12 protein-coding genes are annotated in these 16,457 nt (G+C 68.9%); 6 read left to right on the top strand and 6 right to left on the bottom strand.

The window, feature by feature from the left end; all coding sequences use genetic code 11:
* Positions 1-119: 119 nt before the first annotated feature.
* A complete protein-coding gene (gene manB, locus G5C60_RS41705; protein ID WP_165267837.1) occupies positions 120-1,202 on the bottom strand; it encodes a mannose-1-phosphate guanylyltransferase in 1,083 nt (360 codons plus the stop codon).
* Positions 1,203-1,320: 118 nt separating this feature from the next.
* Entirely contained in the window at positions 1,321-2,742 is a 1,422-nt protein-coding gene (locus G5C60_RS41700) for a peptidoglycan recognition protein family protein (RefSeq protein ID WP_241267454.1), read from the bottom strand.
* Positions 2,743-2,881: 139 nt separating this feature from the next.
* On the opposite strand from G5C60_RS41700, the gene G5C60_RS41695 reads away from it, so the two are divergent.
* From G5C60_RS41695 to G5C60_RS41680, 4 genes are all read left to right on the top strand, one after another.
* The gene (locus G5C60_RS41695) at positions 2,882-3,655 is read left to right on the top strand and encodes a TIGR03089 family protein (protein WP_165267835.1); all 774 of its coding nucleotides are present in this window, start codon (positions 2,882-2,884) and stop codon (positions 3,653-3,655) included.
* Between the two features lie 191 nt (positions 3,656-3,846).
* Positions 3,847-5,148 (top strand): LCP family protein, encoded by a 1,302-nt coding sequence (locus tag G5C60_RS41690; protein WP_338146077.1) that lies wholly within the window; start codon positions 3,847-3,849, stop codon positions 5,146-5,148.
* Between the two features lie 244 nt (positions 5,149-5,392).
* A complete protein-coding gene (locus G5C60_RS41685) occupies positions 5,393-7,153 on the top strand; it encodes an LCP family glycopolymer transferase (RefSeq protein ID WP_165267831.1) in 1,761 nt (586 codons plus the stop codon).
* Positions 7,154-7,241: 88 nt separating this feature from the next.
* Complete coding sequence (locus G5C60_RS41680) at positions 7,242-8,879, top strand: LCP family protein (protein WP_165267829.1); 1,638 nt, start codon at positions 7,242-7,244, stop codon at positions 8,877-8,879.
* An 18-nt stretch (positions 8,880-8,897) separates the two neighbouring features.
* On the opposite strand, the gene G5C60_RS41675 is transcribed toward G5C60_RS41680, so the two are convergent.
* Positions 8,898-9,920 (bottom strand): glycosyltransferase, encoded by a 1,023-nt coding sequence (locus G5C60_RS41675; protein WP_165267827.1) that lies wholly within the window; start codon positions 9,918-9,920, stop codon positions 8,898-8,900.
* A 215-nt stretch (positions 9,921-10,135) separates the two neighbouring features.
* On the opposite strand from G5C60_RS41675, the gene G5C60_RS41670 reads away from it, so the two are divergent.
* On the top strand, positions 10,136-11,584 hold the full coding sequence (locus G5C60_RS41670) for an LCP family protein (RefSeq protein ID WP_478503787.1): 1,449 nt from the start codon (positions 10,136-10,138) through the stop codon (positions 11,582-11,584).
* A 38-nt stretch (positions 11,585-11,622) separates the two neighbouring features.
* Here the strand turns inward: G5C60_RS41670 and G5C60_RS41665 are convergent, their stop codons facing one another.
* From G5C60_RS41665 to G5C60_RS41655, 3 genes are all read right to left on the bottom strand, one after another.
* Complete coding sequence (locus G5C60_RS41665) at positions 11,623-12,909, bottom strand: LCP family protein (protein WP_165267823.1); 1,287 nt, start codon at positions 12,907-12,909, stop codon at positions 11,623-11,625.
* Between the two features lie 238 nt (positions 12,910-13,147).
* Positions 13,148-13,510, bottom strand: coding sequence for a four-helix bundle copper-binding protein (locus tag G5C60_RS52695; RefSeq protein ID WP_165267821.1), 363 nt, complete (start codon positions 13,508-13,510; stop codon positions 13,148-13,150).
* A gap of 203 nt (positions 13,511-13,713) precedes the next feature.
* A complete protein-coding gene (locus G5C60_RS41655; RefSeq protein WP_165267819.1) occupies positions 13,714-14,871 on the bottom strand; it encodes an acyl-CoA dehydrogenase in 1,158 nt (385 codons plus the stop codon).
* A gap of 211 nt (positions 14,872-15,082) precedes the next feature.
* Between G5C60_RS41655 and G5C60_RS41650 the strand changes: the two genes are divergently transcribed.
* Entirely contained in the window at positions 15,083-16,426 is a 1,344-nt protein-coding gene (locus G5C60_RS41650; RefSeq protein WP_165267817.1) for a UDP-glucose dehydrogenase family protein, read from the top strand.
* The last annotated feature ends 31 nt before the right edge of the window (positions 16,427-16,457 follow it).

Here is a 16,457-nt window from a genome sequence, read left to right as displayed (position 1 = left end):
GGGAAGCATGGGCCGGTGGGCGGACCGGCCTGGACGGGCTCGTTCTCAAGTGACGGACGGGCTGGAAACACCTGGCCTGCGCAGAGAGGTGGACGCAGGCCAGGTCCTGACGACAGCCGCTACTGGTCCGAGGAGAAGCGCACCGCCCCCGCCGGGATGCGGGCGTCGCACCACACTCGTACGCCCTCCCGGAGTTCGTTGTCCGGGCCCACCGATGCGGCGTCGCCCACGACAACCCCCGTGAGGATCGACCGTGCGCCCACCTGGGCCCGTGCGCCGATCAGGCAGTCCGTGATCACCGCGCCCGGTTCGATGACGGCGCCCTTCAGGACCGTACTGCCGGATATGCGGGCGCCCTCGCCGACTGACGCACCCTCGCTCACCACCGTGCCGCCCGTCAGCTTCGCGTCCGGGGCGACCGAGGCCGTCGGCAGGACGAGGGAGTCGCCGCAGCGGCCGGGGACGGCGGGGGACGGGGCGCGGCCTAGGACGAGGTCCGCGGAGCCTCGTACGAAGGCCTGGGGGGTGCCGAGGTCCAGCCAGTAGGTCGAGTCGACCATGCCCTGGAGGTGGGCGCCCGAGGCCAGCAGGTCCGGGAACGTCTCGCGTTCCACCGAGACCGGACGGCCGGTGGGGATCGTGTCGATGACCGAGCGGCGGAAGACGTACGCCCCCGCGTTGATCTGGTCGGTGACGATCTCCTCGGGTGTCTGGGGCTTCTCGAGGAAGGCCTGTACGCGGCCAGAGGCGTCGGTCGGGACCAGGCCGTACGCCCTCGGGTCCTCGACCCGCGTCAGGTGCAGGGAGACGTCCGCGCCCGAGGACTGGTGCGTGGCGACGAGGGCGGCGATGTCCAGGCCCGTGAGGATGTCGCCGTTGAAGATGAGGACCGGGTCGTCGGGGGCGGAGCGAAGACGGGAGGCCACATTCCGGATGGCGCCGCCCGTGCCGAGGGGTTCGGCCTCGGTGACGTACTCGATGTGGAGCCCCAGCGAAGAGCCGTCGCCGAAGTACGGCTCGAAGACCTCGGCCAGATAGGACGTGGCGAGCACTATGTGCTCGACCCCGGCCGCTCTCGCCCGCGCCAGCTGGTGCGCGAGGAACGGCACCCCCGCCGCCGGAACCATCGGCTTCGGCGTGTGCACGGTGAGCGGGCGCAGCCGGGTTCCCTTGCCGCCGACCAGGAGGATCGCTTCTGTCACCTGTCGTCTCTGCTTCCCTGTGGGGCCGGCCGAACTGTCTTTCGGCCGGCCAGTGTATGCAGACCGTTCACTGGCCGTGGGGAGCCTCGGATGGCCGTGCGGAGCCGCGGCCCCGACCTCATCGGCCCTGGTAGCGGGCAGAACTGGCCCTGGCCTTGCCGAGCTTGGCGTACAGCCGACCTCCTGGGCACGCGGTGGCGAAGCCGTCCCGGTGCCCGGAGATCACATTCAGTCGTACGTTCTTTCCCTTGCGGTAGAGATTGCCACCGCCCGACTTCAGATATGTCTTGCCCGCTGGATTCCTCCCGTGAAGGCCGAGCTTCCACGCCGTGAGCCGGGCGATGGCGTTCACCGCGGCGGCGCGCGGTTTTGTGCGGTCGAAGCTGCCGAGAACGGCGATCCCCATGCTGTTGCTGTTGAAACCAAGGGTGTGCGCGCCCATGACGGGCTTGGCCACGCCTCCGGCGCGCCCCTCGTAGATGTTTCCGCACTTGTCGACGAGGAAGTTGTAGCCGATGTCACGCCAGCCACTGCTCTTGACGTGGTAGCGGTAGATACTGCGGATGACTGAAGGGGCTTGCGAGCAACGGTAGTTGTTGCCCGAGGCGCTGTGATGGACGAAGGCGGCCTTCACGGTCCTGGTGTAGAGGAACTGCCGCTCGCGCAGGCCCTCGTCCGCGCCCCAGCCGCGGCGGGTGACGATGCGCGGGCGTGGGCCGATGTACGGCTTCGCGCCTTGTCCTGCGGTCTCCTCGCCGCGGGTCGCGAGGAGGTCCTGCTGCGTCTGCTTGACGGTCAGTTCCGGGATCGCGGTGGCGCCGAGCGGCGCGAGGTCGGCGTTGACGGCGGAGGCGGCGGCGGACTCGGCGGTGAGCGCGCTGGCGTTCGGCGCCTCCAGTTCGGGGCCCTGGGGCGGGGGCTCGATGCCGGGGTCGATCAGTTCGAGGCGCAGTCCGCTGGGCAGCGGTTCGCTCGTGGCGGTCCGTCCGGCCCCCTCCTTCTCGCCCTTCTCGCCCTTCTCGTCCTTCTCATACTGCCCGGCCTGTACGCGCACCTCCACGCCGTCCGAGTCCCCCACCCACAGCGGCGCCGTGGAGCCCCGCACCCGCCCGGAGGTGCGCTCGACGGTGTCCGGGTCGGCCGCGTGCTCCAGGTTGTGTGTCTCGACGTCCTGCCAGGCGGACCACTTGGCGGTGCCGGCGGCACGCGTACGGACCTGGACGCGGCCGTGCAGTTCGGTGTCCGGGTCGTCCCAGACGACGCCGACCAGCGAGAAGTGGCGTACGTCGCGCCGGGGCAGCCCTTGCACGGCGGCGGAGCCGGGGGCGCGGTCCCTGGAGAGCGGGACGAGCGGGAGCGACTGGGTGCTGCCGGGGACGGCCGCGGCGGCCGGCACTTCCGGGGCCGCCGGTCTCTCGGCCCTGACCCCCGCAGCCGTGGGTCTGGAGGTGTGGGCCGAAGCGTCGGAGGAGGACGTCAGCGGGAGGGCCAGGGCGGCGGCACACGTGACGGCGATCGAGGAAGCAAGATATCCACGCATGTCCCTGATCTTGGACATAGTCATACTTATCTGTCCATCCGGGACTTGACGGACTGTCGACCGGTCATCGCCCGCAATCGTCCGAACCGGTGGCCCGGGTTACCCCGCCCGGGCGAGGGCCCGCGTACGCTTTCCTCTCGTGACCGCCACCGACCGCACCCCTGCCGACCTGCTGCGATCCGCGCTCGCCGCGGACCCGGCACGCCCCCTGGTGACCTTCTACGACGACGCCACCGGCGAACGGGTCGAACTGTCCGTGGCCACCTTCGCCAATTGGGTGGCCAAGACCGCCAACCTCCTCCAGGACGAGCTGTCCGCCGAGCCCGGCGAGCGGGTCGCGCTGCTGCTGCCCGCGCACTGGCAGACGGCGGTGTGGCTGCTCGCCTGCTCCTCGGTGGGCGTGATCGCGGACGTCGGGGGCGATGCGGCTGCCGCCGACCATGTCGTCGCCGGACCGGGGCGGTTCGAGGCCGGCCTCGCCTGCCCGGGTGACCGGATCGCGCTGTCGCTCGCGCCGCTGGGCCGCCGCTTCCCGACTCCGCCCGCCGGGTACGCCGACTACGCGGTCGAGGTCCCCACCCAGGGCGACCGCTTCCAGCCGTACGCCCCTGTGGACCCGGAGGCGCCCGCACTGATCGTGGCCGGGGCGGAGTTCACGGGCGCGGAGGTCGTCGAGCGGGCACGCGCGGATGCGGCCGGGTTCGGGCTGACGGGGCCCGGGTCGCGGCTGCTGTCGGGGCTTCCGTACGACTCCTGGGAGGGGCTCAGCGCCGGTCTGTACGCGCCGCTCGCCACGGGAGCCTCCGTGGTCCTGTGCCGGCACCTGGATCAGCTCGGCGAGGACGCGTTGGCCAAGCGGATCGAGAGTGAACGGGTGTCGGCGACGGCTCGCTCCGGGGGCAGCGCCGGATAACTGCGGGTTGTTTGGTCGCTGCGGGCCGTCCGTGGTTGATCGCGCAGTTCCCCGCGCCCCTAAGGGGCGCGGCCCTTGCCGTCACTTGAAGACGTACCCCATTTGGTCTACCACCCACGGCCCGTCGGCCCCATCCGAGTCATCGTCGTAAGAGCACGACACGCTCGTACGCCGTGAGGGGTGGAGTCATAGTGACCGGCACTGGAGGAGGCAGGCGGCGGCGGTTGGTGCGGTACGCGGCGGGCGGTGTCGTTCTCCTCGTGCTCGCGGCCGCAGGGGGCGGTTGGGCCGTGTACCAGAAGCTGAACGGGAACATCACGGCGGACGAGGCGGCCGCCGCCGAGCTCGCCCGGTACGAGAAGGAGCGGCCGACCGCGCTGGTGCGGGGTGCGCAGAACATCCTGGTGATCGGGTCGGACTCGCGCTCGGGCAAGGAGAACCGCAAGTACGGCCGGGACTTCGGCACCGAACGCTCCGACACCGCGATCCTGCTGCACCTCGCGGCGAACCGGCGCAGCGCGACCGCCGTCTCGATCCCCCGCGACCTGATGGTGGACGTGCCCGGCTGCCGCCGCTCGGACGGCAGCCGCACCAGGCCGGTGTTCGCGATGTTCAACCACGCCTTCCAGGCCGGGGGTTCGGCCTGCTCGATCCGTACGGTCGAGAAGCTGACGGACATCCGGATCGACCATCACGCGGTCGTGGACTTCAACGGCTTCAAGGACATGGTCGACGCGGTCAACGGCGTCACGGTGTGCCTGAGGAAGCCGATCAACGACCGCGCCGCGAAACTGCGGCTGCCCGCGGGCAAGGTGAAGCTCAACGGCGAGCAGGCCCTCGGCTATGTACGCGCCCGCAAGAGCATCGGTGACGGCAGCGACACCGAGCGGATGGAACGCCAGCAGCGGTTCCTGGGCGCGCTCGTCACCAAGGTGCGCAGCAATGACGTACTGCTGAATCCCGTGAAGCTGTATCCGGTGCTCGACGCGGCGACCTCGTCGCTCACCACGGACCCGGCGCTGGCCAATCTGCGGGGCCTGTACGACCTCGTCCGCGGCCTGCGCAATATCCGCACCGAACGTGTGCAGTTTCTGACGGTGCCCCGGGAGTCGTACGACTACAACCCCAATCGCGACCAACTCGTGGAACCCGAGGCGGAGAAACTCTTCGACCGGCTGCGAAGAGACGCTCCCGTGGAGGTCGCGAAGGAACTTCCGGCGGATTCCGGCGCAAAGCGGAGCGCTGAGACGTCGGGCGGGGACAAGGAATCGTACGAGGACAGCGCTGAAGACAGCGGTGAGGAGTCGTACGACTACGACCTGTATGACGAAGGCTTTGACGACGACTCCGGCGACCACGAAGACAGCTACGGCGACAACTACGGCTGGGATGACGGCAAATCAGGCGGAAAACGGAATGACGGACCCTCATCCAGGTCGAGTCCGGCGCCGACTTTCCGCGGGAACACGGCGGCCGAGGACGCCTGCGGTTAAGCCCCGAACGCCTCTGCGAGTAAAGGGAACACCAAGCCGGGGAACATCCGTCCAAAAATATGGGACGGAATGCCCGGTTGTAAGGCGTGCAATTTGTCACCGCCGTCCCTTGACGCTGATCCGGCCGGATAGTGTGAGCGGTCCGGTGCACCCGGCCATGAGGTCATGCACTGCTTTGAAGGAGACCGGGCGCTTTTTTGAGGGGGAAGGCGCCGCGTGGCCCCGACGGAGGACTGACACAACCGTGGACGCGCAAGGCCGAGGGCGGGCGGACAACATCGACCCCGCAGACCAGTGGGTACTCAATCCGAACACCGGTGACTACGAACTGCGACTGGGTACTTCCACAGCGCAGCCGTCGGTCCCGGGCCCCCGCTCCTCCAGAACCGCCACCGCCGGTGCCGCCGCGCCCCCGCGCGGCCGTACGGCGCCGGGGCGGGATCGCCCCGGGGCACCGGAGGCGACGCCGGAGCCGGGGCTGCCCGGGCCGCGCAGGCGGCGACCGCCGCAGGGCCCGCCGCCCAGCCGTCGCAAGGGCCGCCCGCAGAAGTCGAAGACCAAGAAGGCCCTGGTCTGGACGGGCGGCGCGGTGGCCTTCCTGCTGGTCGGCACGAGCGGTGCCGCGTACTTCTACTACCAGCACCTGAACGACAACATCACGTCCGTCTCCGACGACGGTGCCGGCACCGGTGGCTTCAGCAAGGACCGGCCGATCAACATCCTGCTGGTCGGCACCGACAAGCGCACCGGCAAGGGCAACGAGAAATACGGCGACAGCGGCAGTGCCGGTCACGCCGACACGACCGTCGTCCTGCACGTCTCCAAGGACCGTACGAACGCGACCGCGTTGAGCATTCCGCGGGACCTGATCACCGACATCCCGGACTGTCCGACGACGCAGGAGGACGGCACCCAGGAGGTCATCCAGGGCACGCAGCAGACCCGCTTCAACAACAGCCTCGGCCAGGAAGAGCGGACGCCGAGCTGCACGATGCGGACCGTCACCGAGATCACCGGTCTGAAGATGGACCACTTCATGGTGGCCGACTTCAACGCGGTCAAGACGCTGACCTCGGCGGTCGGCGGTGTCGATGTCTGTCTGGCCAAGGACATCAACGACCCCGATTCCAAGCTGAATCTGCCCGCGGGCGAGCACACCATCGAGGGCGAGGAGGCCCTGGCCTTCGTCCGCACCCGCCACTCGGTGGGCTTCGGCGGTGACCTGAGCCGGATCGAGATCCAGCAGCAGTTCCTCAGCTCGCTGATGCGCAAGCTGAAGTCGAACGACACCCTCACCAGCCCCACGAAGCTGGTGAAACTGGCCGAGGCGGGCACCAAGGCGCTCACCGTCGACTCCAAGATCAGCAGCATCGGCAAACTCCGGGATCTCGGCCTGGAGTTGGGCAAGTTCGACATGAAGAACCTGACCTTCGCCACGGTTCCGGTCATCGACAACCCCACGGAGAAGGTCAAGGCGACGGTCGTCCTCGACGAGGCCAAGTCCGCCCCGCTGTTCAAGATGATCCGCGACGACACCTCGCTGACCGCGGTGGAGAAGCAGAAGAAGGCGAAGAAGCAGGCCGAGAAGACCGAGGTGGCCAATCGTCTGAAGGGGTCCAGGGCGGACGCGTCCGAGGTGCGCGTCGACATCTACAACGGTGGAGCGCCTCCCGGTTCCGCCCAGGAGACGCTGACGTACCTGCAGACCGAGGAGGGCGTCACCAAGTCCAGCCAACTGGGCAACGCGGCTGAGACGCTGGCGAAAACAACCTTGGAGTACTCTCCCGACCAGGCCGATCAGGCCCGTAAGCTCGCCGACATCATGGGCTTGCCGGCCTCGGCTCTGAAGCCCGGACAGAGCGAAGAGAACGCGCAGGGACTGCCCGCGATGGTGCTGACCCTGGGCGAGGACTTCCAGGGAGCCGGTGTTCCACTGACCTCACCGTCGAAGGCGCCGGAGGGAGTTCAGCAGTCCACGGCGGACAAGGTCGAGTGCGCCAAGTGACCTGTGACCTAACCGGTCCGTCCCGCGTCTAACTGACCAGACACGGGGCGGACCCGTGTCGGGCACAGGGTGGGGAGGGACAGGGAAGATGGCGCAGAGCAGTGTGCGCGGGGAGGGGGCGCGAGGGCGCGCCCCGCATGCGGAGAGACAGGACGCGGACGAGAGCCCGTACGAGGGTGACGCGCCGCCACCGCGGACGGCCCGGGGTGGGGGCCGGCACGGGGGCGGACCGCAGCCACCGGGGCGCAGACGTCGCGTACTGCGCTGGTCGGCAACGGTCCTTTCGGTACTGATACTTGGTACCGCGGCCACCGGTTATCTCTATTACCAGCACCTGAACGGGAACATAAAGAAGGACGACCTGAACCTGGGGGACAACAATCTCGCCGGGCCGACACCGAACGCGGCCGGCCAGACTCCGCTGAACATCCTGCTGATCGGCTCGGACGCGCGGGACTCCAAGGAGAACCAGAAACTCGGCGGCGCCAAGGAGACCTTCGGCGCCACGCCCCTGGCGGACGTCCAGATGCTGCTGCACGTCTCCGCCGACCGCAGCAACATGTCCGTGATCAGCATGCCGCGCGACACCCTGGTGCAGATCCCCAAGTGCACCGACCCGGACACCGACAAGGTGTACGAGGCGAGCAGCGGGCGGACGATGACGAACCAGAGCCTCGGCCACGGCGGGCCGGGCTGCGCGGTGGCCACCTGGCAGGAGCTCACCGGTATCCGCATCGACCACTTCATGCAGATCGACTTCGCGGGTGTGGTGTCGATGGCGGACGCGATCGGCGGCGTACCCGTCTGTGTGAAGGCCAACATCTACTCGAAGGACAGCTCGGGCAAGGGCTCGGGCCTGCGGCTGGAAGAAGGCACCCACCCGGTCAAGGGCGAGCAGGCCCTGCAGTGGCTGCGTACGCGGTACGGCTTCGAGGACGGCAGCGACCTCGCGCGCGCCAAGGCACAGCACATGTACATGAACTCGATGGTGCGCCAGCTGCGCGAGAACGCCACGCTGAGCAACCCGAACAAGCTGCGCAGACTCGCCGAGACGGCGACCAGGGCCATCACCGTCGACGAGGGCCTCGGCTCCGTCAAGAAGCTGTACGACCTCGCCGACGAGCTGCGCAAGGTGCCGACCAAGCGCATCACGATGACCACGATGCCGAACCGGTACGTGGGCGCGCGCGTGGAGCCGACGGAGGACGCCGAGAAGCTGTTCCGCCTGGTGCGCGAGGACATCGCGCTGGACGGCCAGGACAAGAAGAAGAAGAAGGCGACCGAGGAGAAGACCTCCTCGGACCCGGCCGCCGCGGACGCCGAGATCGCGGTCCTGGTGCAGAACGGCACGCGCACGGACTCGCTCGCCCCGGTCGGCGGACGCGCGAACACGGTGGCGCAGTTGCTGATCGAGAAGGGCTTCGGCAAGGCGGGGGCCGACCTGACGGCGGCGACGGCCGAGGACAAGACGGTTGTCCGCTACCCGAGCGCGGAGCTGGAGGGCGATGCCCAGCGGGTCGCCAAGTCCCTTGGTGTGCCCCTGAGTTCGGTGGAGAGGTCGACGAACGTCTCCGGTGTGACGCTGGTGGTGGGCGCGGACTGGCGCGAGGGCACCACGTACAAGGCCCAGAAGGAGGACGACAAGACCCCGGACACGGCCGAGGCCCTCAACGGCGCCGACAAGACGGCCTGCATGGAAGTGGACCCGGACTTCACCTGGTCCTGACGGATCCTTCGGACAGGGTCAGGCCTCGCTGAGCACCGCGGGCCGCCGTGACGCGATCACCTTCCTGGCCAGCGCGCGTGGGCTGGTCAGGAAGCCCCAGCCCCACGACATGTGCATCGTGGCGAGGGCGACGGGGATCTGCAGGCGTGCCTTCAGCGGGAGTCCCTTGCCCGCCGGTACGGAACCGGCGGCGATGGCCGCGAGATAGCCGGCCGGGATCACGAGTCCCCAGGGAGTCAGCGCGGCCCCCACGACGAGGCCCGCCGCGATCGCGCAGACCGCGACCGGCGGGGCGAGGTAGCGCAGGTTGATGGAGCCCTCGTGGTAGCGGGCGACGACGTGGCGCCAACGCCCGTAGTCCTTGTACTGCTTGGCGAGGGCCCTGACCGAAGGACGCGGCCGGTACGAGACCCTCAGCTCGGGCGAGAACCAGATCAGCCCGCCCGCCTCCCTGATCCGGAAGTTCAGCTCCCAGTCCTGGGCGCGGATGAACTCCTCGTTGTAGCCGCCCTGTTGCTCCAGCGCCTCGCGCCGGAAGACACCCAGGTACACGGTCTCCGCCGGACCCGCCTCGCCACCCGTGTGGAACGCCGCGTTCCCGACGCCGATCTTCGACGTCATGGCGGCCGCCACCGCGTGCTCCCAGTCGTTCTCGCCCTCGGCGTGCATGACGCCGCCGACGTTCTGCGCGCCGGTCTCCTCCAGGAGGCGTACGGCCGTCGCGATGTAGTTCGGCGAGAGCATGCCGTGCCCGTCGACGCGGACGACGACGGGGTGGCGGGACGCCTTGATCGCGGCGTTCAGCGCGGCCGGGGTGCGGCCGGTGGGGTTCGGCACCGTGTGCACGCGGGGGTCTTCTCGTACAAGCTCGGCGGCGATCTCGTCCGTACGGTCCGAGGAGGGACCGATGGCGATCACGACCTCCATCACGCCGTCGTACTCCTGGGCGAGGATCGCTTGGACGGCTCCGCGCAGGTGCCGCTCCTCGTCGAGGACGGGCATGATCACGGATACGGCGGGGAGGCGCCCGTCGGAATTCACGTGCTCGGGTTCCCTCTCGTCTTCACGGCCGGGGGTCCGCCCGCCGCGCAGCGGCTGTCAGGCGCGCCGCCCCGGGAGATGCGGCATCAAGGCCGTACGTTACCGCGAATGGGGGACACGCTTGCGCGCCGCCCGGGGTGCTGCGGCGGTCAGCAGATCGTATGGGCCTACGGTTCTCACGGATCCCACATCAGGCCGACGCGGAGGTGTCTCCCTTGCCCACGCCGCCCCGCAGACCCGCTCGCCCTCCGCGGCAGCGCCCGGCGCGGCCGCACGTACGGCGCAAGCGGCCGCGGTGGGCCATGCGGGTGGTGACCGGGCTCTCCATGGCGGTGCTCGCGACGGCCGGCATCGGGCACGCGGTCGTCACCGGCGTCGACGCCGACATCGACCGCATCGACCCCTTCAAGGACATGAAGAACCGGCCCGAGCAGGGCGACGGCATGAACGTCCTGCTGGTCGGCACCGACGGCCGCGACAGGATCACCCGGGCCGAGCAGAAGAAGTACCGCCTCGGCGGCTCACCCTGCCACTGCACGGACACCGTGATGATCGTGCACATCTCCCAGGACAGGAAGCGGGCCAGCGTCGTGAGCCTGCCGCGCGACTCGTACGCCGAGACGCCCGCGCACATCGACCGGACCACCGGCAAACGGCACCGCCCGCACGCGCTCAAGCTCAACGCGGCGTACGCGGAGGGCGGGCCGCAGCTGACCGTGCGTACCGTCGAGAACATGACCCGCGTGAAGATCGACCACTACCTGGAGGTCGACTTCACCAGCTTCATCAAGACGGTGGACGAACTCGGCGGCGTGCGGATCTGCACGGTGCGCCCGCTGAAGGACTCGCACACCGGCCTCAATCTGCCGGCCGGGACCCACGACCTGAACGGCGGCCAGGCGCTCCAGTACGTGCGCTCACGCCACATCGACGGCGCCGCCGACCTCGGCCGGATGCAGCGCCAGCAGCGCTTCCTGGCCGCGCTGATCGAGCGGGCCACCTCGTCCGGTGTGCTGCTGAATCCGTTGAAGTTCCGTGACGTGACGCAGACCGTGCTGAGCTCGGTGCGGGCGGACAAGGGGCTCGGCACGGACAAGCTGGTCGATCTGGGCTGGGCGATGCGGAACTTCTCGCCGTCCTCCTCGGAGTTCACGACCGTCCCGATCGGGCGGTTGGGTCACGTCGTGAAGGGCATCGGCTCGACCGTGAAGTGGGACGAGAAGAAGGCGGAACGGCTCTTCCAAGCCCTGCGCGAGGACAAGCCGCTCGCCCCGCACCACGTCCCCTCCGAGGCCGTACGCGTCGATGTGGCCCCGCAGCAGATCCGCGTCCAGGTCGAGAACGGCACGACCACGCCGGGCCTGGGCAGGCGGATCGACAGGGCGCTCTCCGCGACCGGCTTCCGCACGACCGGCGTCCCGGTGAACGCCCGCGACCGCTCCGTCGACCGCACCCGCATCATGTACGACCCCGGCTGGAACCGCTCGGCGAAGTCCCTGGCGGCGGCCCTGCCCGGCAGCGAACTGCGAGCGGTCAAGGGGCAGGGCCCGACGCTGAAGGTGATCGCCGGAGCGGACTTCAAGCAGGTGACGAAGGTACGGCCGGAGGATCCGGCGCGGGGCGAGTCCACGGTGGTCACCGGGGACGAGGTGGGGTGTCCGTAGGTAGGGACGGGACGTGAGGGCGGGAGGTGAGGGCGAGGTCAGTCCGCCGTAACCGTCACCTTCTCGTCGTTCTTCAGCTGGTCCACCAGCGTCTTGACCTTCGCGGTGTCCCACTGGAGATTGCCGTTGGGGGCGTTGCCGGAGATCGGCATGTTCATGGACTTGCCGTCACCGCCCGTGATGCCCTTCATGGCCCAGAACATGGAGGCCAGGTTCCACAGCGACATGTCCTTGTCGACGGTGAGGGTGTCGAGGCCGGCGCCCATGGTCGGGTAGAGCTTGAAGGGGTTGAGGACCGTGGACGGCGTCGCGGTCTGGCTGGCGAGGGCCGCGAGGAACTTCTGCTGGTTCTTCGTACGGTCCAGGTCGCTGCCCGCGAGCGCGTACCGCGTACGGACGAAGGCCAGCGACTGCTCGCCGTTGAGGGTCTGCTTGCCCGCCTCGAAGTCGGCACCGGACTTGGGGTCCTTCATGCCGCCCTTGGGGATCTCGATCTCCACGCCGCCGACCGCGTCGACGATCTTCGCGAAGCCGGCGAAGCCGATCTCCGCGTAGTGGTTGATGTGCAGGCCGGTGTTGGCCTCGACGGTCCGCACGAGCAGCTCGGGCCCGTCCTCCGCGTACGCCGCGTTCAGCTTCACCTGGCGGCCGGTGCCCTCGTAGAGCTTGCCGGAGTCGGAACCCTTGAACGACGGAATCTCGACGTTCGAGTCACGCGGCAGCGAGATCATCGTGTTCCCGTTGTCGCCGACGTGCAGGATCATCATCGAGTCCGTGCGCTTGCCCTCGGCGGAGCCCGTACGGAGCTTCTTCTTCTCCTCGGCGGACAGGCCCTCGCGGCTGTCGGAGCCGACGATCAGGTAGTTCGTGCCCTCGCCCGCCTCGGGCCGGTCGATCACCTTCGACAGGTCGACCTCGCGCTTGAGCTTCGAGTCGGCCCAGAAGTACGTGCTCACGGAGACCACGACGAACAGCGTGACCACGACGATCGCGGTCCACTTGATGCGGCGGCGCCAGTTCGGCGCGGGCCGCGCACCCCGACCGTGGGGCGCGGGACCCTCAGGGCCGCCGCCGCCCGGCGAGCCGTACACCTGGCCCGTGTTGTAGCCGCTGTTGTATCCGTCGTCGGCGTACCCGTATCCGTCGTCATACGAGTGCTGGGGCGGGATCCCGCCCCGTGGTGGCGCCGACTGGCCCGGACCGGAGCCCGGGCCGCGCCCCATCTGCCGCATGACGCGCGCACCCTCGGGCTGGGCGCTCGCGCTGCCGCGGCCGTAACGGTCGCCGCCGTTGTCTCCGTGCCATCCCTCGGGCCAATTGTTCATGGGCAACAGTGTGCAGTGCTCGGCTGTCCGACTTACAAGAGTCGTCGGAAAATCAACCCACTGCTGTTGCAAAGCTGATGCAAACCGGCCCTTGTGGGCCCTTACATAAGGGGGGAGGCCATGACAGACCAGGCGTACATAACCGGAATTCGATATTCCGGACGCCTTGCGGGGCCCGACGGTTCGAGGGCACCCGGCGGCGTCCGCCGGGTGCCCTCGAACCGATCGGCCGGGACTCTCACATCGTGGCGCCGGCCATCGCGCGGCACATCTCCGAACAGCGGCGACACGCCTCGGCGCAGCGCATCATCTGCGCGTCCTCCGGCATCGCCATACACGCCTCCGCACACATGTCGCAGGCCCGCGCGCACATTGCGCACATCTCGGCCGACATCGGTGACCTGCGCATCATCATGTCCGCGCACATGCGGGTCATCTCGGAGCAGTCGATGAGCGCGCGCATGACCTGCATCTGGGCCTGACCGCCCATCTGCATGCAGGAGCTCATGGTCTCCTCGCACGTGCTGTGACAGGACATGCACGCCTCGACGCAGTCCTGCATCGCCTTGCTCATCGGGGTCATGGTTCCGGGCTGCTGCATGGCTCCTCCTCGGAGTAGCGGGGCCCGGGCGGGTCCCGTGCCCTTCCGTGGTACGCCTCCCGGCAGCCCCGCGCCACCCGGCGCGGGACGGTCTGTTTCTGTCGGTCGGCCGGTCGGTCAGCCGGTCGGTCAGCCGGTCGGTCGCAACGGAAAGCCCCCGGCATCGGATGGATGCCGGGGGCCGTACTGCGCTGGCGAGGCTCCTACGGCAGGTTCCTCGCCATGACGATCCGCTGGACCTGGTTCGTGCCCTCGTAGATCTGCGTGATCTTCGCGTCGCGCATCATCCGCTCGACCGGGTAGTCGCGGGTGTAGCCGTAGCCGCCCAGCAGCTGCACCGCGTCCGTCGTGACCTCCATCGCCACGTCCGAGGCGAAGCACTTCGCCGCCGCGCCCTGGAAGGTCAGGTCGGCATCACCACGCTCCGACTTGGCCGCCGCCGCGTACGTGAGCTGGCGGGCGGCCTCGATCTTCATGGCCATGTCGGCGAGCATGAACTGGACGCCCTGGAAGTCGCCGATCGGCTTGCCGAACTGCTTGCGCTCCTGGACGTAGCCCTTGGCGTAGTCGAGGGCGCCCTGTGCGATGCCCAGTGCCTGCGCGGCGATCGTGATGCGGGTGTGGTCAAGGGTCTTCATCGCCGTCGCGAAGCCCGTGCCCTCCTCGCCGATCATGCGGTCGGCCGGGATGCGGACGTTGTCCAGGTACACCTCGCGCGTCGGCGAGCCCTTGATGCCCAGCTTCTTCTCCGGCGCGCCGAAGGAGACCCCGGGATCGGACTTCTCGACGACGAAGGCCGAGATGCCCTTCGAGCGCTTCTCGGGGTCCGTCACCGCCATCACCGTGTAGTACTCGCTCACGCCCGCGTTCGTGATCCAGCGCTTCACGCCGTTGAGGACGTACGAGTCCCCGTCGCGCACCGCCTTCGTCTTCATGCCCACCGCGTCCGAGCCCGCGTCCGGCTCGGAGAGGCAGTACGAGAACATCGCGTCGCCCTTGGCCAGGGGCGACATGTACTTCTTCTTGAGGTCCTCCGAACCGGACAGGATCACCGGGAGCGAGCCCAGCTTGTTCACGGCCGGTATGAGGGAGGAGGACGCGCAGACGCGGGCCACCTCCTCGATCACGATCACCGTCGCCAGCGCGTCCGCGCCCGCGCCGCCGTAGCTCTCCGGTACGTGGACGGCGTGCAGATCGGAGGAGACGAGGGCGTCCAGGGCCTCCTGCGGGAACCGGGCCTCCTCGTCCACCGCTGCGGCGTACGGCGCGATCTTCGCCTCGGCGAGGGCGCGGATCGCGTCGCGGAGCATGTCGTGCTCCTCAGACGGGCGGTAAAGGTCGAAATCAGCCGATCCGGCCAAGGTATCTCACGCTCCAAGGACGCTAATTACCGTTAAGTAACCCAAATTTTAAGGGCCTGCCCACCCAAGTGATACGTGAGCTTGGCGACAACGGGAACGACAACCGGGAACGACAACGGGGACATCATCGGAGAGTTGCCCGGTGAGGCGGCCGACCGGGCCCCGACTATGCTCAGGCAGCGCATCCGCCCGATACCTACTGGAGCACCCCATGGCCTTGAAGATGACCGTGATCGGCACCGGCTATCTCGGCGCCACGCACGCCGCCGCCATGGCCGAGCTCGGCTTCGAGGTACTGGGTCTCGACGTCGTCCCCGAGAAGATCGAGATGCTCAAGCGGGGCGAGGTCCCGATCTACGAGCCGGGCCTCGAAGAGCTGCTGCGCAAGCACGTCGCCGGGATCGAGGGCTCCAGCGGGCGACTCCGCTTCACCATGGACTGGGCCGAGGTCGCGGACTTCGGCGACATTCACTTCGTCTGCGTGAACACACCGCAGAAGCACGGCGAGTACGCATGTGACATGTCGTACGTCGACGCCGCCTTCACCTCGCTCGCCCCGCACCTGAAGGGCCCGGCCCTGGTCGTCGGCAAGTCGACCGTGCCCGTCGGCTCCGCGGACCGGCTGGCTCGTACGCTGACCGAACTCGCGCCCGCAGGCGAGGACGCCGAACTCGCCTGGAACCCCGAGTTCCTGCGCGAGGGCTTCGCCGTCAAGGACACGCTGCACCCCGACCGGATCGTCGCCGGCGTGCGCAGCGAGCGCGCCGAGAAGCTGCTGCGCGAGGTGTACGCGACGCCGTTGGCCGAGGGCACGCCCTTCGTGGTGACCGACTTCCCGACCGCCGAGCTGGTGAAGACCTCGGCGAACTCCTTCCTCGCCACCAAGATCTCCTTCATCAACGCCATGGCCGAGATGTGCGAGGCCTCGGGCGGCGACGTCGCCAAGCTCGCCGAGGCGATCGGCCACGACGACCGGATCGGGAAGAAGTACCTGCGGCCCGGGATCGGCTTCGGCGGCGGCTGTCTGCCCAAGGACATCCGCGCCTTCATGGCACGCGCGGGCGAGTTGGGCGCCGACCAGGCGCTGACGTTCCTGCGCGAGATCGACTCCATCAACATGCGCCAGCGCGGCCAGATGGTGGAGCTGGCGCGGCAGGCGCTGGGCGGCGGCTCCTTCCTCGGGAAGCGGGTCGCGGTGCTCGGCGCGACGTTCAAGCCGGACTCGGACGACGTACGGGATTCGCCCGCGCTGAACGTCGCGGGGCAGATTCATCTCCAGGGCGGTCAGGTCACGGTCTACGACCCCAAGGGCATGGAGAACGCGCAGCGGCTGTTCCCGACCCTCGGGTACGCCGATTCCGCGATCGAGGCCGTACGGGGCGCCGATGTCGTCCTGCATCTCACCGAGTGGCGTGAATTCCGCGAGCTGGATCCGGCGGTGCTCGGCTCTACCGTTTCGCGACGGGTTCTGCTGGACGGGCGTAACGCACTGGACCCGGCGGTGTGGCGTGCCGCCGGCTGGACGTACCGGGCGATGGGCCGGCCGGCGGCTTAGCCGTAGTTGCGGTGTGGGGTCTTTTCCCGCC

This window comes from Streptomyces scabichelini (genome assembly GCF_011045015.1).
In the GTDB taxonomy this organism is placed as follows: Bacteria; Actinomycetota; Actinomycetes; order Streptomycetales; family Streptomycetaceae; genus Streptomyces; species Streptomyces scabichelini.
The sequence above is the reverse complement of the archived record's forward strand: the minus strand, read 5'-3'. Positions and strand labels throughout refer to the sequence as shown.

Excerpts from the sequence above, each read along its gene's own strand:
- G5C60_RS41700 (WP_241267454.1), bottom strand. The coding sequence starts at position 2,742 with ATGCGTGGATATCTTGCTTCCTCGATCGCCGTCACGTGTGCCGCCGCC.
- G5C60_RS41680 (WP_165267829.1), top strand. The coding sequence starts at position 7,242 with ATGGCGCAGAGCAGTGTGCGCGGGGAGGGGGCGCGAGGGCGCGCCCCG.
- G5C60_RS41665 (WP_165267823.1), bottom strand. The coding sequence starts at position 12,909 with ATGAACAATTGGCCCGAGGGATGGCACGGAGACAACGGCGGCGACCGT.
- G5C60_RS52695 (WP_165267821.1), bottom strand. The coding sequence starts at position 13,510 with ATGCAGCAGCCCGGAACCATGACCCCGATGAGCAAGGCGATGCAGGAC.
- G5C60_RS41650 (WP_165267817.1), top strand. The coding sequence starts at position 15,083 with ATGGCCTTGAAGATGACCGTGATCGGCACCGGCTATCTCGGCGCCACG.